Origin of the sequence: Arthrobacter nitrophenolicus (assembly GCF_000332815.1) — a bacterium.
Lineage (GTDB): Bacteria > Actinomycetota > Actinomycetes > Actinomycetales > Micrococcaceae > Arthrobacter > Arthrobacter nitrophenolicus.
The window spans coordinates 37,109-58,210 of sequence record NZ_AOFD01000004.1; the positions used below are offsets into that span (position 1 = coordinate 37,109).

Below are 21,102 nucleotides of genomic sequence, written 5' to 3' on the forward strand. Positions count from 1 at the left end.
GCCGCCCGGTCCCGGCGCCGTGTGACAAATTAGACATGAGTCACAGGCCACAAGATGATGGCTGAGGCATCGGGGAGCACCTATCCTCGAATAATCATGACAACAGCCTCGAGCATGGATCCGCCGGCAGCCGGGCAGGCATCCGAAGCGGACGACCTACAGGCCGCCGCCCTGGAAGCGCGCCCCATCGGTGTATTCGATTCCGGTGTAGGGGGCCTCACCGTGGCCCGCTCCATCATCGACCAGCTTCCCAACGAGTCCATCCTGTACGTGGGGGACACCGCCAACGGGCCCTACGGTCCCCTGCCCATCGCGGAAGTCCGGGCCAACGCCCTGGGCGTGATGGACGAACTGGTGGACTCCGGCGTCAAGCTGCTGACCATCGCCTGCAACTCGGCGTCGGCCGCGGTGCTCCGGGACGCCCGCGAACGGTACACGGCCAAGTACGGCATCCCGGTCATCGAAGTGATCCAGCCGGCGGTCCGCCGCGCCGTTGCCGCCACCCGCACCGGACGCGTGGGCGTCATCGGGACGTCCGCAACCATTGGATCGCGGGCGTACGAGGATACTTTCGCTGCCGCCCCGGACCTCTCCATCACGTCCGTGGCCTGCCCGGAGTTCGTCAGCTACGTGGAGGCCGGCATCACCACCGGGCCCGCCCTGCTGGCAGTCGCCGAGGAATACCTGGCGCCGCTGAAGGCCGCGGAGGTGGACACCGTGGTGCTGGGCTGCACCCACTACCCCCTGCTCACCGGCGTCATCTCCTACGTCATGGGGGCCGACGTCACGCTGGTCTCCAGTGCCGAGGAAACCGCCAAGGACGTGTACCGTGCTCTGGCGACTCACAACCTCCAGCGCAGCGCCGGAACACCGCCGGAGCACCACTTCGTGGCAACGGGCGACGCCGGCCAGTTCGAGTCCCTGGCCCGCAGGTTCCTCGGCCCCGAGGTGCTGTCCGTCCGCCACGTGGACCATGTGGCGGCCCAGTACCCCACCGGCAGCCTGGCGCGCATCACGCCGGAAATGATCGCCGCAGCCCGGAGCGCCGCCAACCGGCCCCGGATCTCCAACTTCGTGGGAGGCCTCGCGGACGCAGGCCGCGCCGGGGGTCCGGCGCTGTGAAACTGACCATCGTGGGCTGTACCGGCTCGTTCCCGGGGCCCGGTTCGCCGGCGTCGTGCTACCTCCTGACCGCCACGGACGGGGAGCGGACGTGGAAGGTGGTGATGGACCTCGGCAGCGGCGCGCTGGGGGCCATCCAGCGCTACACGGACCTCGAAGACATTGACGCGATCTTCCTCACCCACCTGCACCCGGACCACTGCATGGACCTGTGCGGCCTGCACGTCGCCATCCGCTGGAAGCCCGGCGGCTGGGGACGCGGGCGGATTCCCGTCTGGGGGCCTGCCGCCACTGCCGACCGGATGGCCACGGCCTACGGCCTGGACCTTGACCCCGGCATGCACGAGGAATTCGACTTCACCAACTGGACCGAGCGCGAACCGGTGACCGTGGGCCCGTTCACCGTGACGCCCTTCGCCGTGAACCATCCCATCGAGGAGGCCTATGCCCTCCGGGTGGAGGTGGTGGAACCGGACAAGGACGGCACCATGGTCTCCCGCACCCTGACCTATTCCGGTGACACCGATTCGTGTGCCGGGCTGGAGGAGGCAGCCAAGGACGCGGACCTGTTCCTGTGCGAGGCCGCCTTCGAGGAGGGCCGGGACAACGGCATCAAGGATGTCCACCTGACCGGCAAGCGCGCCGGGGAGGCCGCCACGGCGGCCGGTGCCCGCCGCCTCCTGCTGACGCACATCCCGGTATGGACCTCCCAGACCACCGTGATGGCGGAGGCGCGTCCGGTGTTCGCAGGAGACGTGGCCGTGGCGGTCGCCGGAGTGCATTACACCATCTGAGGCCCCCGCCTGCCGGGCTGCCCTGCGGGAACTGCCGGTGCAGGCAGCAGTGGATAAGCTAAAGGCATGACTTCTGAAGCAACTGCAGTGCCCATCGTGCGTGCCGACGGCCGCGCCCCGGACCAGCTCCGGCCCATCAGCATCACGCGCGGATGGTCCAACCAGGCTGAGGGTTCGGCGCTGATCGAATTCGGCAACACCAGGTCCTGTGCACCGCCTCCCTGACCGCCGGCGTCCCCCGCTGGCTGAAGGGCGAGGGCCGGGGCTGGGTCACGGCCGAGTACGCCATGCTGCCGCGGGCAACGAACACCCGCTCCGACCGGGAGTCCGTCAAGGGCAAGATCGGTGGCCGCACGCACGAAATCTCGCGGCTCATCGGCCGGTCCCTGCGGTCCATCATCGACACAAAAGCCCTCGGCGAAAACACCATCGTGCTGGACTGCGATGTCCTGCAGGCTGACGGCGGAACCCGTACGGCCGCCATCACCGGCGCCTACGTGGCCCTTGCCGATGCCATCCGCTTCGCCCGCGACAACAAGCTCATCGCCAAGAGCGCGCAGCCGCTGATCGACACCATCGCAGCCGTCTCCGTGGGCATCATCGACGGCGTGCCCATGCTGGACCTGCCGTACGTCGAGGACGTCCGTGCGGAGACCGACATGAACGTGGTGGTCACCGGCTCCGGCAAGTTCGTTGAGGTGCAGGGCACTGCCGAGGGCGCGCCGTTCGACCGCGAGGAGCTGGACAAGCTCCTGGACCTGGCCCTGCTGGGCACCACCCAGCTTGCGGCCATCCAGCGTGAGACCCTGGCAGACACCCTGTGAGCGCGGCCGGCGCCGGCCCCCGGCTGGTCCTCGCCACGCACAACAAGGGCAAACTCCGGGAGCTGCGTGAGCTGCTGCGCGGCCAGGTCCCGGGGCTCGACGTCGACACGCAGGTGGTGGACGCGGCGGCGGCAGGTGCCCCCGACGTCGTCGAAACCGGCGTGACGTTCGCCGAAAACTCGCTGCTGAAGGCACGGGCCGTTGCCGATGCCACCGGCCTGGTGGCCATCGCGGACGATTCCGGGCTCGCCGTCGACGTCATGGGAGGGGCTCCGGGCATCTTTTCCGCGCGGTGGTCCGGCAGCCACGGCGACGACGCCGCGAACCTTGCGCTCCTGCTCAACCAGCTTTCGGACGTTCCGGACCGGCACCGCGGTGCGGCGTTCGTGTGCGCGGCCGCCCTTGCCGTGCCGGCAACGGACGGCAACCCGGGGCGGGAAGTGGTGGAGTACGGGCAACTCGAAGGCATCCTGCTCCGCGAGCCGAGGGGCGGGGGAGGCTTCGGCTACGATCCCGTGCTCCAGCCGGCGGGGGAGCAGCGCAGCTGCGCGGAGCTCTCCGCAGAGGAGAAGAACGCCATCAGCCACCGCGGCAAGGCCTTCCGTGCGCTGCTGCCGTCGATCGTGGAGGCCCTGCAGGCCGCGGATTCCTGACGTGACCCTGCCTTAGCCGCTGAATTAAAAGCAGAGGGTTCGTTTCCCCGGCCGGGGAAACGAACCCTCTGCTTTTAATTGGCCCTTTTAGGGAAGGCGCCGCGTCTTCTGCTCGTCCTCGGGAGCGTGCTCCTCGATGAATTCGTCCACGGGGTCGGTGCCGTAGGCTGCTGCCTGGCGCTTGGCGGACAGGCCGCGGAGAACCTCGATGCCGATCGGCAGGACCGAAACCAGCACGATGGCGATAAAGATGATGTCCAGGTTGTCCCGGATCCACGGGATGCGGTCGCCCAGGATGTAGCCCAGCAGGGTGACGCCGCCGCCCCAGAGCAGGGCACCAATGACGTTGTAGAGGAAGAACTTCTTGCGGCTCATCTGGGCCACACCCACGATGACCGGGACGAACGTACGGATGATGGGAACGAACCGAGCCAGGATCAGCGCTTTTCCGCCGTGCTTCTCGAAGAAGGCGTGTGCGTTCTCAACGTTCTCGCGCTTGAAGAGCCTGGAGTTGGGCTTGTTGAAGATGGCCGGGCCCGCTTTGGAACCGATGAAGTAGCCGGTCTGGTTGCCGATGATGGCGGAAATCACAATCAGCAGTGCGAACAGCCAGATGTTGAACTTGATGGTGTCGGTGGCGACCAGCAGGCCGGCGGTGAACAGCATGGAGTCGCCGGGCAGGAAGAACCCCACCAGCAGGCCGGTTTCCGCGAAGACGATGCCGCAGACCAATAGGACCACCCACGGGGCAAGGGCTGGATCGGCCAGGAAGACTTGGGGGTTCAGCCAGTCGGGCAGGAAGGAGGCCAGCTGCGGCTGGACCGGTCCTGCCCCGCCCAGCATGGACACGGCGAGGTCGTTCATCACAGGAAAGTTCACCCTTCAAGGGTACTTGACGGGCCTGTGCCTGCAGGGCCCCGGGGGCAGGCGGCGGTAAGGTGGGGGCCGTGGGTTTGGACTTTACTGCGATCGACTTCGAGACGGCGAACGGCTTCAGGGGCTCTCCCTGCGCAGTGGGGCTCACCAAGGTGCGGGGCGGCCGGATCGTGGACGAGGCCTCGTGGCTGATGCGCCCGCCGCGGAACCACGACCATTTCGATTTCCACAACGTCCGGATCCACGGCATCAGTGCCGCGGACGTCGCGGACCGGCCGCGGTTCGGGGACGTGTTCGCCGAAATTGGTGCCTTTATCGGCGACGACGTGCTGGCGGCCCACAACGCGGCGTTCGACCTGGGCGTGATCCGCTCCGCCCTGGAGGTCTCCGGCCTTCCCGGCCCTGCCTACGATTACGTCTGCACCGTGATGCTCTCGCGGCGGTGTTATTCACTGGTGTCCAACTCGCTGCCGTTCGCCGCGGAAGAAGCCGGCGTGCCGCTGGTCAAGCACCACGACGCTGCGGAGGACGCCCGGGCCTGCGCCGGCATCCTTATCGACATCGCCCGTCGGAACAACGCCAACAGCATCGCCGAACTTACCTATCCCTGGGCCTCGCGGTGCCGCGCCAGCAGGCCTTTGACCCCGCAGTGGATCCGCTCTCCAAACCCAGCCTTGCCGCCGTCGCCGGCATGTCCCTGCCGGGAGCAACCGGCAACGGTGCGGCGCTGGCCCGCCCGTTCCGCGCCGGCTGGCCCGAGGAAGGCATCAACCCCGAACCCAACCCCGACGCCGGGCCGGGCCATCCGCTGTTCGGCCAGACCGTCGTCTTCACGGGCCAGCTGTCCATCGGGCGCCCGGAGGCCAAGGTCATGAGCGCCGAAGTGGGGGCACGGACCGAAAGCCGGGTGACCGGGCGTACCACCGTCCTGGTGGTCGGTGACGGCTTCGTGGCCTCGGACCTCCGCTCAGGGAGGCTGACCGGCAAAGCGCGCCGCGTCCTGGAGCTCCATGAGCGGGGCCAGACGATTGAGGTGCTGTCCGAGGGCGAGTTCCTGCAGATGGTGGCCGGCGCAGAACCAGCCACCGTCTAGGGTGGCGCGTGCGGCTGGTCCGGCGGCCGCCGGCATCAGCCTTCGCCGGTGGTGACGCGCACCAGGAGGTCGGCCATCCCGCGGATAACGTCAGGGGCCTCCAGCGCTTCAAGCCAGTCGCCGGGCAGGCAGTCCTCGCCGTAGTAGGCGCCGAGGATGTTGCCGGCCACGGAGGCGGTGGAGTCGCTGTCGCCGCCATGGTTGACGGCCAGGGTTATGGCGTCGCGAAAGTGCCGGACCGCCGGTGTGTCCGGCCCGTCAGAGTCATCCGGCGTGGTGGCCAGCACGGCGTACAGTGCGAGAGCGAGCGCCTCCTCGGCCACCCAGCCTCCGCCCAGCACCTGCGTCAGTTCCTCCGGCCGACGATGCCTTTGTCCGCAAGCTGGAGCGCCGCCTGCAGCCGTTCCGGCAGTTCGGGGGCCACTCCGGTGATGGTTGCGGCATGGGCCGTGACGCCGGCCGCCGCCTCCGCCAGGCCTTCGCCCGAGACCAGCCTGTGGACCAGGAGGCTGAAGATCCCGGCGCTCTGCCGGGCGGACGGATGGCCGTGCGTGAGGGAGGCGGCATCGGCACTTAGCTTGTACACGGCGTCGGGCGTGATGTGCGGGACCAGCCCGAACGGTGCCGACCGCATCACCGTGCCGCACCCCTTCGACTCCGGATTGACGGGGCGCACCGCGGTACCCATCTCGCCGGTCGCCAGCCCTGAGATGCAGGCCCTGCCCGGGTTCCGGCGCTGGTGCAGCACGGTGTGTCCATCGATCCAGCGGGGCTGGGGCACGGGAGCCGAGGCGGGGGCTGGTTCGCCCTGTGTGGCCAGCCACCGCAGGTAGGCGAGCCAGAGGCACGCATTGACGTCCGCCCCCACGCCCGAGTTGGCCCATTCCAGCGCCTCCACCAGCCCGTCCACGGTGTAGAGCGTCAGTTGGGTATCGTCGGAGAAGTGGCTGCCGCCGGACAGTGCTTCGAAACCGGTGAGCCCGTCAGCGCCGAAGCGGCGCCGGATCTCGTCCATGCCGTCGAACTCCACCGCGTAACCCAGCGCGTCACCCAGCGCGCCGCCCAGCAGGGAACCGTGGATGCGTGACTTCAAAGTGGGCGCGGGTGCCCCGGTGTGGATGCTCATGCAGTAAATTTACCGTGGCGCCCGGGCCGGTCCCGCCGGCGTCTTGTTCGCTCCGGGCCCCAGCAAACCTCCAGCCTGGGCTGGAATAATGCTCAGGTTGCCCGGCGGCAGCACCCGCATGAACACCGACCTGAAGGTTCCACGATGAGCACCCCCGTTCCAGCCCGACCCGACGCCCTGACCGGCAGCCCGGACGCTTCCCGGCCCGGCCTGTTCCCCAGGCTCGCCGCCGAGGGATTCGGCAGCCTGATCCTGGCCGTCACCGGCCTGGGGGTGCCGCTGTTCAGTATCCCGCAGTCCAGCCCGATGCCTGCAGCCCTCGCCGCCGGCCTGGCCGTGACCGCCGCAATGCTGGCGTTCGGACACGTCTCTGGCGGCCACTTCAACCCGGCCATCACCCTGGGCCACCTCCTGGCGGGACGCATCCGCGCCGGGGCTGCGGCCGCCTACGTGGCGGCCCAGCTTGCCGGGGCGTCACTCGGAGCGCTGGCGCTTTACGCGGTCCTGCGGACCTTCCCGGGATCGCGGACAGCCGCACGGCGTTCGACACAGTCACCGCCGGCTTCGGCGAGCACTCCATCGTCCAGGCGCCACTGGCCGCTGTGCTGCTGCTGGAGGTCATCGGCGCCGCCATCATCGTCTCCGTGTTCCTCGGCGCGGCCGCCCGCGGCCGGGCCAACAGCGCCGCCGCGCCGGTCGCCGTGGGTTTGACGTTTGCGGCCCTGCTGCAGCTGGGACAGGCGGTGGGCAATCTCCCGTTCAACCCGGCACGTGCCGCGGCATCCGCGTTCTTCAGCTCCGGCTGGGCGCTGGAACAGCTGTGGGTTTTCCTTGCCGCGCCGCTGGCCGGTGCCGCCGTCGCCGGCCTGGTGTTCCGCACTTTCCGGGCGGGTGAGCAGGCAGGCGAACACGCAGTCCCGGCTTCGGGGCCGGGCGCAGAAACCGGCGGGTCCACCGGGTCCGACGTGTCCGACGTGTCCGACGTGTCCGACGACGAAGGCGACGCGGCGCCCGTGGCTGCCCCGACGGGGGGCGTGGCAGTGTCCCGGAAGGACAGCGACGGCGGCGCCAGCGAGGCGCAGGAATTCTTCGAGGGCAAGAGGGGCTGAACGCGGGCAGCTGCGGCGGTGACGCAAACTGTCAGTGGCTCCGGATAGCTTGGGAATATGCGGTTACTACACACATCGGACTGGCACCTGGGCCGCTCCTTCCACGGCGTGGGCATGCTGGAGTCCCAGCGCGCCTTCATCAACCAGCTCGTGGAGGCGGTGGCCGGGCACCAGGTGGATGTCGTCCTGATCGCCGGTGATGTCTACGACCGCGCACTGCCGGGCGTGGACGTGGTCCACCTGCTGGACGAGGCCCTGGTCCGGCTGACGTCGGCCGGCGCCAAGGTGGTCCTCACCAGTGGAAACCACGACTCCGCCATCCGCCTTGGCTTTGCCGCCCGGCTGCTGGAACGCGGGGGAGTGCACCTCCGGACCCGCGTGGAGAACCTGGACGAGCCGTTGCTGCTGCCACTCGGCGCGGACCGGGCAGGGAAGGAAGCCACTCTGGCCATCTACGGCATCCCCTGGCTTGAACCCCGGCTTGTCGCGGGGCAGCTGGGCGTGCAGACGGCCAGCCACTTCGAGGTCACCCGGGCTGCCACAAGCCTGATCCGTGAAGACATCGCGCGCCGTGCGGCCAGTGCCCCCATCCAGTCGGTGGTATTGGCCCACACGTTTGCCAGCGGCGGCATCAGCTCGGACAGTGAACGCGACCTCAGCATCGGGGGAGTGGGTGCCGTACCCCTGGACCTCTTCGAGGGCTTCAGCTACACCGCCCTCGGCCACCTGCACGGCCGCCAGGCGTTGTCCCCTGAAGTGCGGTATTCCGGATCCCCGCTGGCCTATTCGTTTTCGGAGGCGCGGCACCGGAAAGGGGCCTGGCTGGTGGACATCGGACCGGACGGGGTCGAGGCAGTGGAGGAAGTGCTGTTCGAAGCGGCACGCTCCCTGGCCGTCCTGCGGGGTCCGCTGCAGGACCTCCTGGAGTCGCCGGAACACGCGTGGGCTGAAACCGCCTACTGCCAGATCACCCTCACGGACGCGCAGCGGCCTGTCCGGGCAATGGACAGGCTTCGGGAACGGTTTCCGGACACCCTGGTCCTGGGCTTCGAGCCCCAGGGCGGGACTGCCGCCAGTGCCGCCACCTACAGCAGCAGGCTGGCCGAGGCGCCGGACGATCTCGCCGTGTGCTGCGGGTTCCTCGAGCACGTGCGCGGCCGCGTCCCGGACGCGGCTGAGGAAGCGGCCCTCGCCGCCGCCCTTGAGAACGTGCGCTTGCTGGAGGGTTCGCGATGAGGATCCACCACCTGAGCATTTCCGGATTCGGCCCTTTCGCCGGCACGGAAGACATCGACTTTGACCGGCTGAGCGGCCACGGGCTGTTCCTCCTCAACGGGCCCACCGGCGCCGGAAAGACCAGCGTCCTGGACGCCATCTGCTTTGCCCTGTACGGGTCCGTTCCCGGGGCCCGCCAGGACGGCAAGCGCCTGCGCAGCGACCATGCTGAACCGGGCCGGGAGCCGGCCGTCAGCTGTGAATTCTCCGCACAGGGGCGGCGGTTCGAAGTGACGCGCTCGCCGGCTTGGGACAAGCCCAGTGCGCGGGGCAGGAACGGGTTCACCACCCAGCAGGCCAAGACCCTCCTTCGGGAATTCGTGGATGGCGCATGGGTGGAGAAATCGGCGCGGAATGACGAGGCCGGGGCCGAAATCCTGGCCCTGCTCGGCATGGACCGGGAACAGTTCACCCGGGTGGTGATGCTCCCGCAGGGGGACTTTGCCGCATTCCTGCGGTCAAAGGCCGCAGACCGGCTGGAACTGCTGCAAAAGCTGTTCGGCACCCAGCGTTTTGAGGCCCTGGAACAGGAACTTTCCCGCCAGGCGGTTGAGGCAAGGGAGAAAGTCTCCGCCCTGGCCGGACAACTCGAAGTCCTCGCTGCACGCGCTGAATCCGAAGCAGCCGCCGTGGAACTGGACGCGGCAGACGCTCCACTCGCCGAGAATATGGCTGCCCGGCTGGAATGGCTGCGCCATGCGGCGAGGCAACGTCTGGACCACCTGAGGGACGTGGCAAAGGCGGCCGAAACGGAAAGCAGCGCGCAAGCCCGTGCCGTTGATGAGGAAAGCGCCAGGATAGGGCGGTGCCGCCGGCTTGACGCCGCCGGATCCCGCCGGGCGGCCGTCCAGGAAGCCGCGCCCCGGCTGGAAAGCCTGGCCCTCCGCCTGGCGCGCCACCGGCAGGCAGCCGTCCTCGACGGGCACCTGAAGGGTGTTGATGCAGCGGAGGCCAGGGTGCGGAGCGCCGCCGGCGCCGCCGAGTCTGCCAATACCCTGCTCCGCCTCGCCGTGGAAGACAGCACTGAAATTTCCCGGCTGGAACTGGGCTGGGCCGAAGCACCTGGCCGGGACAGTGCTGGTGTGCAGGATGCGGGGCTGGCCGGTGCAGGCGCTGCGGCTGCAGCCGGGGAGCTGGGCCGTCTGCGCTCGCTTCTGGCCGTCGTCGAGGCAAGGTTGCCGGACGAGGACAGGCTGCAGGCCCTCCGCGGGCAGCAGAACCGGCTGGCCGGGAAGCAACAGGAACTGGAAAGTGGGATCTCGGGACTGGACGGCCGGATGGCGGCGCTCCAGGAAGAACGCGACCGGCTCGCCGGGGGCAGGGACGAGCTGGTCCAGCACGCTGGCACTGCCGCGCTGCGCACCAAGGAAGCCGCTGCCGCCACCGAATTGCTGGACGTTGTCCGCCGGCATGCGGCGGCTGCCGCAGCCCGTGACGCCGTAAAGCTGCGGTATGACGCCTGCCGCGAGAACCAGCTGGAAGCCAAACGCCGCTGGCTGGATCTTCGGGAAGAGCGGCTGGCGAACGCAGCTGCCGAGCTGGCCGCGCAGCTGGCCGAGGGAGCTCCGTGCCCGGTCTGCGGCAGTGAAGACCATCCAGCCCCCGCCGCCGCCGGGCCTGGAGGTCCGGGCCTCGCCCAGGAGGAGGACGCAGCCCACGCCGGGTATGAAGCCGCAGAAGCCGCCTTCACCCTGGTCAGTGCCGAACTGGCTGAAGCAAACCAGCACGTGGCAGTCCTCGCGGGCCAGGGCGGGGACACCCCCGAAGCCGACGCCCTTGGAAGCGCGGACGTGGCCCGTGCCGCGGCCGCCGAAGCCGACGCGGCAGTCAAGGAGCTTGCGGCAGTCCGGACCCGCCTGGATGCCCTGGACGCAGACCTTGCAGCGGCCCAGGCGTCAAGGGCCGGGATGGACGCGGAACTGCACCAGGTGAAGGCCTCGCTGGCAGACCTGTCCGGGCAGGCTTCCTCCCTGGACCATGCCCTCTCGGAGCTGCGCGGCGGGCACCGCACCTTGTCCCGCCGGCTGCGGTCCTTGGAGGACGCGGTGGCTGTCCTGGACAAGGCAGTGGAGGCCGGGGCGCAGTTGGATCGTGCCCGGGCGCAGGCTGCCGAGGCCCGGGCACAGCTGGAGCTGGCATTGCCGGAGGCCGGCTTCGCCACTGCCGGCGAAGCCAGGGAGCAGCTGCTTCCGTCCGCCCAGGCAGCCGCCCTGGAGGATGAGGTCCGTGCCGTCCGGGATGAGGCAGCCAGGGTTGACGAGCTCTTTGCCTCGGAGGACATCGTGCTGGCCCTTGAGGAACAGGCCGCCGGATTCACCGTTGACGAGCAACGTTTTGCCGCCTTGCGTGACGCCGCGGACGCTGCCCGCCAGGAGGCGCGGGATGCCCAGCTCGCAGCCGGCATGGCGGGCCGCTGCCAGGAATCACTGGCCGCGATCAGCGTGGAGTATGAGACATTGACGGAATCTGTCCGCGGACCGGCGGAGCATGCGCAGATGCTCGCGGGCCTGGCCGATGCCGCGGCCGGCCGGGGGGAGAACACGTACAGGATGAGCCTGAACAGCTACGTGCTGGCGGCGCGGCTTGAGCAGGTGGCCCTCGCGGCGTCAGAGCGCCTGGTGGCAATGAGTGATGGCCGCTACCTGCTGCAGCACACTGATGCCAAGGCCGCCAGGGGTGCCAGGTCCGGGCTGGGCCTGGAAGTGGTGGACCAGTGGACCGGCTGCCGCCGCGATACCTCCACCCTCTCCGGCGGCGAGTCGTTCATGGCATCCCTGTCCCTGGCGCTTGGCCTCGCCGACGTCGTGCAGCAGGAAGCGGGCGGCGTCGAGATTGAGACACTTTTTGTGGACGAGGGATTCGGAAGCCTGGACGAGCAGTCGCTGGAGCAAGTCATGGACGCGCTGGAGGGCCTGCGCGACGGCGGGCGCGTGGTGGGGCTCGTCAGCCACGTCGGCGAAATGAAGCAGCGTATCGGCACCCAGCTGCAGGTGCTAAAAGGCCGGAACGGGTCCACGCTGCGGATTTCCGAGGCTGCGGATCTGGGAGCCTGATCCGCCAGTCCCGCCTGAAGCGGGTGCCCGGCGGCATTCGGGGGCGCACTATGACTTCCACGCTATAATTTTCCAGTTACCGGGTTGCGCGCATCGGGAGGAGGGACGATGCGCATGAACTGAACGAGCCCGCAATGACATCACCAACCTCCCCGTCCACAGACACCTCCAGCACCCGCGGCCAGGTTTCCCCTTCAGGCACTGCACGTACACGAACTGCACCGCAGGGGCGTTTCGCCAGGCTCTCCCACCTGGCCGGCCGCAGCTTCATCCCCATCGGGCTCTTCGCCCGGCTGCCGCTGGCCATGCTCACCGTCGGCACGCTCACCATGGTCACCTCCGTCAGCGGCTCCTACGCCGCGGGCGGGACGGCCGCCGGAGCCGTGGGCATCGGCTCAGCCTTGGTGCCCCCGTGCTTGGCGCCCTGGCCGACAGGCGGGGGCAGCGTCCCGTCCTGATGGTCTCTGCGCTCATCAACACCGCAGCAGTGGTGGCTTTGATCCTCACGGCCACGGGCCTGGGCAGCTCCGGGGGCTTCCACCCGGCAATCCTTGCCGCCGCGTTCGCCGCCGGCGCCAGCTGCCCGCAGGTGGGCCCGCTCGCGCGGGTCCGCTGGATGGCCCTGACACTGCACGGGCCCGCAACGGCCAACAAGCGGGACCTGGATACCGCATTGTCCTACGAAAGCACCGCGGATGAGGTGACTTTTGTCCTGGGGCCGGCACTGGTGGGCATCCTCGCCAGCCTCGTGGCTCCATGGCTCCCGCTGGCGCTCGCTGCGGCGATGACCATCATCCTGGTTCCCGCCTTCGCCGCCCATCCCACCCACCGGTCGGTCCGGCCAGGCCCGGGACGGACCAAGGGCGACAACGGGAACAAGGGCAACCAGGGCGCCGGCAGGATCCCCGCGGCAGTAGCCCTGCCCGTGGCGGCCATGGTCTGCATGGGAACCTTCTTCGGCTCCACGCAGGCTGCCTTGAGCTCCTTTTCGGCCGGCCAGGCAGGATCCGAACTCGCCGGACTGCTGTATGCCGTCATGGGCCTGAGCTCCGCCGCTGCTGCCCTCTCGGTTGCCTACTGGCCCCAGCGGTTCGGGCTCTCCCGGCGGTGGACCCTGTCTGCGGCGCTGATGGCGCTGCTGGCGCTGCTGCTGCTGGTTCCGTCCTCGCTCGCCGGCATGGTGGCCGTCCTGCTCACCCTCGGGCTGCCGGTGGGCCCGGTCATGGTCACGGTGTTCGCAGCCGGCGGCGTGCTGGCACCTGCGGGCCGGCTGGGAACCGTCATGACTGCCCTGGCCAGCGGGATTGTGGCGGGAACAGCGCTTGGCTCCTCCATCGGCGGCTACCTGGCAGAAGCCGGCGGCCACCATGCGGCCTTCGTGGTTCCTGTCGGCGCTGCGTGGTGCTGGCGTTGCTCGGGGCCGCGGCCGCCCGGGTCCTGCGGACCCGGCAGGCCGCCAACTGACCGCTGCCGTTAGGCCAGCTGGCGCTCGATCCGGGCGGCACTTTCGGCAAGGGCGGCCCCCACGGTCTCCGGATCATGGGCGGAACGGATATAGACGACGGCGAGTGCGGCCGGTCGTCCGCCAGGTACCCGGACCGGGGCTGCCAGCGAGGAGACGCCCGCAATGACTTCGTCATGGCTGGCCGAGTAGCCTTTCCGGCGTGCCTCGCCCGCCTCCGGGCGGTAGGGGATCCCCGTGTCCAGCCGGTCCCATTCGGCTTCCGTGAGTGCCGACTGGATGGCGATGCCCGGGGCGCCGGCGTTGATCGGGTGCCGGGTGCCCGGATGCTGGGCCACTGTAGCGCCTGAATGCCTGGGCTCGACGGTCACAAGGGTGATGCAGTCGTGGTGGTCCCACACAGCGACGAAGGCCGTCATGTCCAGGGTGTTGGCCAAATGGGTCAGCTCGGGAAGCGCCGCCGCCTGGAGGTTCCGCGAAACCCCACGCGCCAGGACGGCCAGCCCGGGCCCCGGCTGGACTTTGCCGGCGTCGTCCCGCACCAGCAGCGAATGGTCCTCAAGGGTGCGCAGGATCCGGTAGGCAACCGATCGGTGCACGCCCATGGCGTCGGCCAGTTCCGCGATGGTCAACGGCCCGGGGGCGGCGGCGAGGATTTCCAGGGCGCGGATGCCCCTGGACAGCGTCTGGGACGCGGAAGCCTGCGCCGGCGCGGCTCCTGAAGGGGCTGCAGCGGGGGGAGTCATGGGTTCCATCCTAGGTGGCCGGCTGATTGCGTTCCGTAGCTCCTATTGTGACCCAGTCCCCGCACTTTTCCGGAATGTGAACCCGGGATTCCCATATGGAACGCCGCAGCCATTGGCCTCCCCTCAACGAAAGTTCACGCAGGGCGTGTCTTGTCTCACAATTTCGTAGTACCCTACTAACTAACTGACCGTTCTGTCGGTAATCCTGAAGGCGTCCCGGCGGCACTGCTGCCAATGAACAATGGAGTTTCAATGACCACACCGTCCAAGGTGGACACCCTTGCCGGCCCCAGCACCCGCCGGGAGGAACGCAAGGTCCTCGCCGGAACCCTCGTAGGCACCACCATCGAGTGGTACGACTTCTTCATCTTTGCCCAGCTGACCGCAACGCTGCTGTCACCGCTGTTCCTTGCGCCGCTGAACGCATCGAATCCCGGCCTGGCCCAGATCCTCTCCTTTGCCCTGATCGGCATCAGCTTCCTGTTCCGGCCGCTTGGCGCCGTCGTCGCGGGACACCTGGGCGACCGGCTGGGACGCAAGGCCATGCTCGTCTTCACGCTGGTGATGATGGGCGCGGCAACGGCGCTGATCGGCATGCTGCCCACCTACGCGCAGATCGGCGCCTGGGCCCCCATCCTGCTGATCCTCCTTCGGATCGTCCAGGGCTTCTCGGCCGGCGGCGAATGGGGCGGTGCGGCGCTGATGGCCGTGGAGCACGCACCCCTGAACAAGCGTGGCCTGTTCGGCGCCTATCCGCAGATCGGGGTTCCCGTGGGCATGATCCTGGCCACGGGCCTGCTGTTCTTCCTGAACAGCAGCATGTCCAAGGAAGACTTCGCCGCCTGGGGCTGGCGGGTGCCGTTCCTGCTGTCCATCGTGCTGATCGTGGTGGGTTACCTCATCCGCCGCGCCGTGGCGGAAAGCCCGGTCTTCCAGGAGATGGCCGCCCGCAAGGCGGAGAGCAAGGCGCCGCTGGGTGAACTGGTCCGCAGCCACAAGAAGCCGGTCCTGTACTCCACCATGATCTTCATCGCCAACAACGCCGCCGGCTACCTGCTGATCGCGTTCTTCATCGCCTACGCAACCCGCACGCTGCAGATGCCTGCCCCGCCGGTCCTGCTGGCCACCACCCTGGCCTCCTTCGGCTGGCTGATCTTTACGCTGGTAGGCGGGTGGCTCTCGGACCGCATCGGCCGCGTCAAGACCTTCCTCACCGGCTATGCCATCGTCTTCGCCTGGATGATTCCGATGTTCGCCCTGATCGACACGAAGAACATCTGGCTCTACGGCGTGGCGCTGTTCGTCCTCACGATCGGCCTCGGCCTCTCCTATGGCCCCATGTCCGCGATGTACGCGGAAATGTTCCCGGCGAATGTCCGCTATTCGGGTATTTCCATTGGGTATGCCTTCGGCGCCATCCTGGGCGGCGCGTTCGCGGCCACCATCGCCGAGTTCCTGCTGCAGACCACCAAGTGGGCCGGTTCCATCGGTATCTACATCATGGTGCTCTGCGTCATCTCCGCCATTGGCGTGGTGCTCGCAAAGGAAACCAAGGGCAGGCCGCTGGGAGTCAGCCACCACTAGCGACCAGGGCAGCCAAAAGCGCCGCAACAATCAATAGGCCGGCAGCGGGCCCGGACCAGGTGGTCCGGGCCCGCTGCCGTGCGTGGCTGGAAGTGCTACTGACTCAGGAAGCTGATGGCGTCGTCGTCGGTGAGCTGTTCGAAATGCCGGTAGAAGCTGCCCACCGCACGGAACTTGCCCGGCAGGTGCAGGCAGATCACGGCGTCACAAACGCGCTCCACGGAGGCCTCGGCATCGATGGAGGCCACCGGAGCGGCGGCCACCACGGTAGCGGCCCCACCTTCGCGGACTGCCTCGACGGCGGCCCGCATGGTGGCTCCAGTGGCCAGGCCGTCGTCCACCAGCACCACGGTCTTCCCGTTGAGGTCATGTTCGGTGCCGGGGTAGAGGTCCACGCGGCGGAGCAGTTCGGCACGCTCGCGCTCCTCCACTTCATCGAGCCGCTCGCGGCGAACCCCGTGCTCCAGGACGCGGTCCAGCAGGGGCTTGTTGATGAGCCGGACAATGCGGCCGCGTGCCCATGCCAGCGCTCCATAGGCGGTCTCCTCATGTCCCGGGATGCCCAGTTTCCGCACCAGCACCGTTCCCACGGGAAGGTAGAGGGCCTTGGCGGCCGCAGCGGCCACCGGAATCCCGCCGCGTGCCAGGCCCAGGACCAGGGTGTCCGGCCGCTCCCGGAACTGCGGAAGTACCGCGGCCAGCCGCTCGCCGGCCTCCGTGCGGTCTTCGAAACGGGTAACCATCTGCTCCTCCAGGCTTTCCTGCACCTGGCTTCAGCCTACCGCCAGCCCCGGCAGCCTGTGCCCGGGCCATGCGGCAGAGATGCCGGACCTATATGGCCAGGAACGCGATGGCAGCCTGTTTGAAGGCCCGGCTGGTGACAGCGTTGGTGTGGTTGCGTCCCGGCAGGACCAGCTGTTCGGCCATGGAACCGGCGCTTGCCGCCAGCTCTGCGAGTTTCGGCAGGCTGCCCACCCGTTCGTCCTGGTCGCCCGAGACCAGGAGCATCGGAACGTGGGGGACGGCCTCGGAAGGGTCGTACGGTTCTGCCTTGATGGCCTCCACCAGGGACAGGAGGGCGAAGATGTTGTTGCTGGGCAGCAGCAGGGCCATCTTCAGGAGACGGGCAGTGGATTCGTCGGCGATCGGGGTGCCGTCGGCCAGGTAGTCCTGGGCGGCCACCAGGTCGAACTCCGCCAGTGGATCTGCGGTGTTCGCTCCACCCAGGACCAGTCGGTGGACGATCTCCGGCTGGGTTGCGCCGAACTCCCAGGCGAGCCGGGAACCCAGCGAATAGCCCACAACGTCCAGTCCGCTGGAAGGGTCGCCGGCCTGAAGAGGCCGAACGCCGGCGTCGAACGCTGCCTGCAGCAGGTCCGCACGGATCCTGCTGGGGGAGTAGGAATCACGGTCCTCGGGCGCACCGCTGCGGCCATGCCCCGGCAGGTCCACGGTGATCACCCGGCGTCCCGCCTGCAGCAGCGCCTGCACCCAGCCGGTGTCCTCCCAGTTGAGCTTGGAGGAGGAGGAAAAGCCGTGCAGCAGCAGCACCGGCCGGAGCCCGGCATCCTCCTCCGGTTCGTGGACCCCCACGTACAGCTGGGGGTCCGTGCCCTCCACAGTGTGGGTTTGCTGTTGGCCGGTGTGCCTGCACTCATGCTGTCAGTCCTCATCAACTCATGCGTCCGGGCGGGCCCGGCGCGACGGTGCCTGGCATCACTCTACCTGCCGTGCTGGCGCCGGGCGGCGCCGGAGGACCGGCGTGTGAACCGGGCTCCCAGCGCGCAGGCGAGGGCGATGCCGGCGATCAGGGCAAAGGTGCTGAAAAGCTGCACCCGGCTGGCGTCGGCGCTGAAGCCGACGGCAAAGATCAGTGCCAGCAGGACCAGGCCAACAATAGTGAGGCCCGGGAAGCCCTTCATCCGCAGGGGGAGGCGGATGTCCTCCCGGTCCGCGCGGCGGCGCAGCACCAGCTGGGACACCAGCGCGCTGCCCCACACCACCAGGCAGGTGGACCCCACCAGCTGGAAGAGCGCCGGCAGGATGCGCTCCGGGAAGAGCAGTTCCAGGACGGTGGCAATGAAACCGAAGGCCACGGAGACCGCGACCGCGAGCATCGGGACGCTCTGCCCGGCCAGCCGCGAGAGGAAAGCCGGCGCCTCCCCCCGCTCCGCCAGCGAATAGACCATCCGCGAGGCGCCGTACAGGTTGGCATTCAGCGCGGAAAGGAGCGCGACGACGGCCACCAGGGTTATGGCTGTGGCGGCACCCGGGATGCCTGCGGCGTCGAGGACGCCGGCGAAGGGCGACGCCAGTGCGCCGGACGTGGCGGGAAGGACTGCGGCGATGACGAACACCGAGCCGATGTAGAACACCAGGATCCGCCACACCACGGTGCGGATGGCCTTTCCCACGCTGTGCTCGGGATCTTCCGTCTCCGCTGCCGCCACCGAGACGATTTCGGTTCCACCGAAGGCGAAGATCACCACGAAGAGCGCCGAGGCGATGCCTCCCAGTCCCTGCGGGGCGAAATCCGTGGTGAGGTTTGCCAGGCCGGGCGAGGCAACGTCCGGCAGGAGTCCCAGCAGAAGGCTGCGCCCACCACCAGGAACAGCACGATCGCGGCCACCTTGAGGATGGCAAACCAAAATTCGAACTCCCCGAAGTTCCGGACGCCGGCCAGGTTGATCCCGGTGAAGACCACCATGAACACCAGTGCAAGTGCCCAGACCGGGATGACGGGCCATACCGAAAACAGCAGCCCTGCGGCGCCGAGTGCTTCGGCGGCGATCACCACCACCAGCTGCAGCCACCACAGCCACCCGATGGTGGCCCCGGCAGTCTTGCCCAGGGCCCTTTCCGCATAGACGGAGAAGGCCCCGCTGGTCGGATTCGCCGCCGCCATCTCGCCCAGTGCCCACATCACCAGGATGATGAGTGTCCCTGCCACAAGGTAGGAGACCAGCACAGCGGGGCCCGCCGCCTGGATGCCGGCGCCGGAACCGAGGAACAGGCCGGCGCCGATGGCGGATCCCAGCCCCATCATGGTGAGCTGCCGGGGCTTCATGCTGTGGCCGAGGTGGTGCTGCGGGCGGGCGGGGGCGGACTTCGTCGTCATGGAAGTGAACCTTCTTGGGGTCTTGGGTTTTCGTCCTCTTGGGACCACTCGAATTTACCGCCTGGCGGGCGCCCTGCCGAAACGCCCCTGCCGGGCCTCCGGGCGCATCCGGCCCGGGGCGCATTTCCGACGCGTCGGACACATTTCCGGTTTAGGGCCCGACGGCCTTAGAATCAGTTAAGGTCACGTTGACTATAACTGGCGGGACCGGCAGCCGGACCGGAATGAAGAAGGAGGTGGATGTATGTACTACAGCTCAGCGAATGTCTCCGAGCGCCGTGCCGCGCCCCCTTCGCTTGCCATTTCCACGGTGATTTTTGCCCTGCGGCCCAGCGAAACATCGGGCCGGCCCACCCTGTGGCTGCCGCTGGTGCGCCGAATCCGCGAACCCTTCAAGGGACTGTGGGCCTTGCCCGGCGGCCCCCTCAGCCATGATGAGTCCCTCCAGGACGCCGCATCACGGAACCTTCGGGAAACGACCGGCCTGGCCCCCAACTACCTGGAGCAGCTGTACGCCTTCGGCGGCCTGCACCGGTCACCCACCCAGCGGGTGGTCTCCATTGTCTATTGGGCCCTGGTCCAGCCGACGGAGGCGGCGCTGGCCGACGTTTCCGAGAATGTGCGGTGGTTCCGGGCGGACCGGCTGGGCGACCTGGCGTTCGACCATAACGCGATTGTGGACTACGCACTCTGGCGCCTCCGGAACAAGCTGGCCTACGGCTCGGTGGCCTACCACCTCCTGGGCGAGTACTTCACCCTCGCCCAGGTCCGCGAGGTCTACGAAGCGTCCTGGACCGCCAGCTGGACCCTGCCAACTTCCGGCGCCAGCTCAGGTCCACCCCGGAAATCGAAGAAACAGACCAATTCCTCCAGGGCGGTAAACACCGCCCGCCCCGCCTCTACCGCTTTACCGGCCGTCCCGGCCTTGATCCAGACAACAGGAGCACACTATGAGCAGCGTCAACACAGCAATCCAGCTCATCACGCGTGAACAGGCCGAAAAGGGGGCAGCCGCCAAAGGCAGCACCTGCAGCCCCGCCCTCGCCAAGGGCCCGTGGGACTACGATCTGGCCGAGGCGCTTGCCGGCATCCCCGCCTACGGTCCGGGAGCCTCCAGCGCCGACGTGGCGCCGGCGGCCACCCCGCGGCAGGGGCAGCTGCCTGAGGAATACAAGCTGGCCAGCGACGCCGAGCTTGCCGAACGAATCACCGCCGCCAAAGCTGCCCTGGGGGACCGTGCCGTCATCCTGGGGCACTTCTACCAGCGGGACGAGGTTGTCCAGTACGCGGACTTCGTGGGCGACTCCTTCCAGCTGGCCAACGCCGCACTCACCCGGCCGGACGCAGAAGCCATCATTTTCTGCGGGGTCCACTTCATGGCTGAAACCGCGGATATCCTCTCCAAGCCCGACCAGGCTGTCATCCTGCCTAACCTCGCCGCCGGCTGCTCCATGGCGGACATGGCCGACGCCGACTCCGTCGCCGAGTGCTGGGAACAGCTGGAGGAAATCTTCGGCACCGAGCCCGACGCCGACGGCCGGGTTCCGGTGATTCCCGTCACCTACATGAATTCCTCCGCAGCCCTCAAGGCATTCTGCGGCGAGCACGGGGGCATCGTGTGCACCTCGTCCAATGCTAAGACAGTCCTTGAATGGGCCTTCCAGCGGGCACAGCGCGTGCTGTTCTTCCCGGACCAGCACCTGGCCGCAACACCGCAAAGGCGCTGGGCGTGCCGCTGGAGCAGATGCCCATGTGGAACCCGCGCAAGGAACTCGGCGGCAACGGGGAGCAGGCGCTCCTGGATTCACGGGTCATCCTGTGGCACGGGTTCTGCTCCGTCCACAAGCGCTTCACCACCGCCCAGATCGACAAGGCACGGGCCGACTACCCCGGCGTCCAGGTGATCGTCCACCCGGAGTGCCCCATGGAAGTGGTGAACGCCGCCGATTCCGCCGGTTCGACGGACTTCATCAAGAAAGCCATCGCCGGCGCCACGGAGCCCACAACCTTCGCGATCGGCACCGAGATCAACATGGTGAACCGGCTCGCCGCCGAGTACCCGCAGCACACCATCTTCTGCCTTGACCCCGTTATCTGCCCCTGCTCAACCATGTACCGGATCCACCCGGGCTACCTCGCCTGGGTGCTCGAGGAACTGGTTGCCGGCCGGGTGGTGAACAGGATCACCGTGGACGATGCCGTGCAGGCCAACGCCCGGACCGCCCTTGAGCGCATGCTCGCGGCCAGGCCGTAGCGAAGGCCCCACC

General features: G+C 68.4%; 10 protein-coding genes and 8 pseudogenes. 12 read left to right on the forward strand and 6 right to left on the reverse strand.

Annotated elements, in window-relative coordinates; translation table 11 throughout:
• Positions 1 to 96: 96 nt before the first annotated feature.
• The 4 genes and pseudogenes from murI to rdgB all read left to right on the forward strand — a co-directional run bounded on the left by murI (position 97) and on the right by rdgB (position 3,393).
• Positions 97 to 1,122: a glutamate racemase gene (gene murI / locus G205_RS02045; protein ID WP_235046747.1), complete on the forward strand. Its 1,026-nt coding sequence runs from the start codon at positions 97 to 99 to the stop codon at positions 1,120 to 1,122.
• On the forward strand, positions 1,119 to 1,916 hold the full coding sequence (locus G205_RS02050) for an MBL fold metallo-hydrolase (RefSeq protein ID WP_009356512.1): 798 nt from the start codon (positions 1,119 to 1,121) through the stop codon (positions 1,914 to 1,916). The genes murI and G205_RS02050 overlap by 4 nt, the downstream gene beginning before the upstream one ends.
• A gap of 66 nt (positions 1,917 to 1,982) precedes the next feature.
• Positions 1,983 to 2,740: pseudogene (rph, locus tag G205_RS02055) on the forward strand (ribonuclease PH).
• A complete protein-coding gene (gene rdgB, locus G205_RS02060) occupies positions 2,737 to 3,393 on the forward strand; it encodes an RdgB/HAM1 family non-canonical purine NTP pyrophosphatase (RefSeq protein ID WP_009356513.1) in 657 nt (218 codons plus the stop codon). The pseudogene rph and the gene rdgB overlap by 4 nt, the downstream one beginning before the upstream one ends.
• Positions 3,394 to 3,480: 87 nt before the next feature.
• Here the strand turns inward: rdgB and G205_RS02065 are convergent, their stop codons facing one another.
• A complete protein-coding gene (locus G205_RS02065) occupies positions 3,481 to 4,257 on the reverse strand; it encodes a VTT domain-containing protein (protein ID WP_009356514.1) in 777 nt (258 codons plus the stop codon).
• A gap of 83 nt (positions 4,258 to 4,340) precedes the next feature.
• Here G205_RS02065 and G205_RS02070 point away from each other — a divergent pair.
• Positions 4,341 to 5,362 (forward strand): annotated as a pseudogene (locus tag G205_RS02070) (3'-5' exonuclease).
• 35 nt (positions 5,363 to 5,397) lie between these two features.
• Here G205_RS02070 and G205_RS02075 read toward each other — a convergent pair.
• Positions 5,398 to 6,488 (reverse strand): annotated as a pseudogene (locus G205_RS02075) (ADP-ribosylglycohydrolase family protein).
• Between the two features lie 144 nt (positions 6,489 to 6,632).
• On the opposite strand from G205_RS02075, the pseudogene G205_RS02080 reads away from it, so the two are divergent.
• The 4 genes and pseudogenes from G205_RS02080 to G205_RS02095 all read left to right on the forward strand — a co-directional run bounded on the left by G205_RS02080 (position 6,633) and on the right by G205_RS02095 (position 13,389).
• Positions 6,633 to 7,597: pseudogene (locus tag G205_RS02080) on the forward strand (aquaporin).
• Between the two features lie 57 nt (positions 7,598 to 7,654).
• Positions 7,655 to 8,833, forward strand: coding sequence for an exonuclease SbcCD subunit D (locus G205_RS02085; RefSeq protein WP_009356515.1), 1,179 nt, complete (start codon positions 7,655 to 7,657; stop codon positions 8,831 to 8,833).
• Positions 8,830 to 11,925 carry an AAA family ATPase gene (locus tag G205_RS02090; RefSeq protein WP_009356516.1) on the forward strand — a complete coding sequence of 1,032 codons (3,096 nt, stop codon included), beginning with the start codon at positions 8,830 to 8,832 and terminating at the stop codon, positions 11,923 to 11,925. The genes G205_RS02085 and G205_RS02090 overlap by 4 nt, the downstream gene beginning before the upstream one ends.
• 134 nt (positions 11,926 to 12,059) lie before the next feature.
• Positions 12,060 to 13,389, forward strand: a pseudogene (locus tag G205_RS02095) (MFS transporter).
• Positions 13,390 to 13,398: 9 nt separating this feature from the next.
• Here G205_RS02095 and G205_RS02100 read toward each other — a convergent pair.
• Complete coding sequence (locus tag G205_RS02100; protein ID WP_009356517.1) at positions 13,399 to 14,133, reverse strand: IclR family transcriptional regulator; 735 nt, start codon at positions 14,131 to 14,133, stop codon at positions 13,399 to 13,401.
• 252 nt (positions 14,134 to 14,385) lie between these two features.
• On the opposite strand from G205_RS02100, the gene G205_RS02105 reads away from it, so the two are divergent.
• Positions 14,386 to 15,717: an MFS transporter gene (locus tag G205_RS02105; protein WP_009356518.1), complete on the forward strand. Its 1,332-nt coding sequence runs from the start codon at positions 14,386 to 14,388 to the stop codon at positions 15,715 to 15,717.
• 95 nt (positions 15,718 to 15,812) lie between these two features.
• On the opposite strand, the gene G205_RS02110 is transcribed toward G205_RS02105, so the two are convergent.
• From G205_RS02110 to G205_RS02120, 3 genes and pseudogenes are all read right to left on the reverse strand, one after another.
• Entirely contained in the window at positions 15,813 to 16,460 is a 648-nt protein-coding gene (locus tag G205_RS02110; RefSeq protein ID WP_200859123.1) for a phosphoribosyltransferase, read from the reverse strand.
• A gap of 88 nt (positions 16,461 to 16,548) precedes the next feature.
• The gene (locus tag G205_RS02115) at positions 16,549 to 17,337 is read right to left on the reverse strand and encodes an alpha/beta fold hydrolase (protein ID WP_009356520.1); all 789 of its coding nucleotides are present in this window, start codon (positions 17,335 to 17,337) and stop codon (positions 16,549 to 16,551) included.
• Positions 17,338 to 17,438: 101 nt separating this feature from the next.
• A pseudogene (locus G205_RS02120) lies at positions 17,439 to 18,835 on the reverse strand (amino acid permease).
• A 244-nt stretch (positions 18,836 to 19,079) separates the two neighbouring features.
• Here G205_RS02120 and G205_RS02125 point away from each other — a divergent pair.
• Both G205_RS02125 and nadA read left to right on the forward strand, forming a co-directional pair.
• Positions 19,080 to 19,789: pseudogene (locus G205_RS02125) on the forward strand (NUDIX hydrolase).
• A pseudogene (nadA, locus tag G205_RS02130) lies at positions 19,786 to 21,089 on the forward strand (quinolinate synthase NadA). The pseudogenes G205_RS02125 and nadA overlap by 4 nt, the downstream one beginning before the upstream one ends.
• Positions 21,090 to 21,102 lie beyond the last annotated feature (13 nt).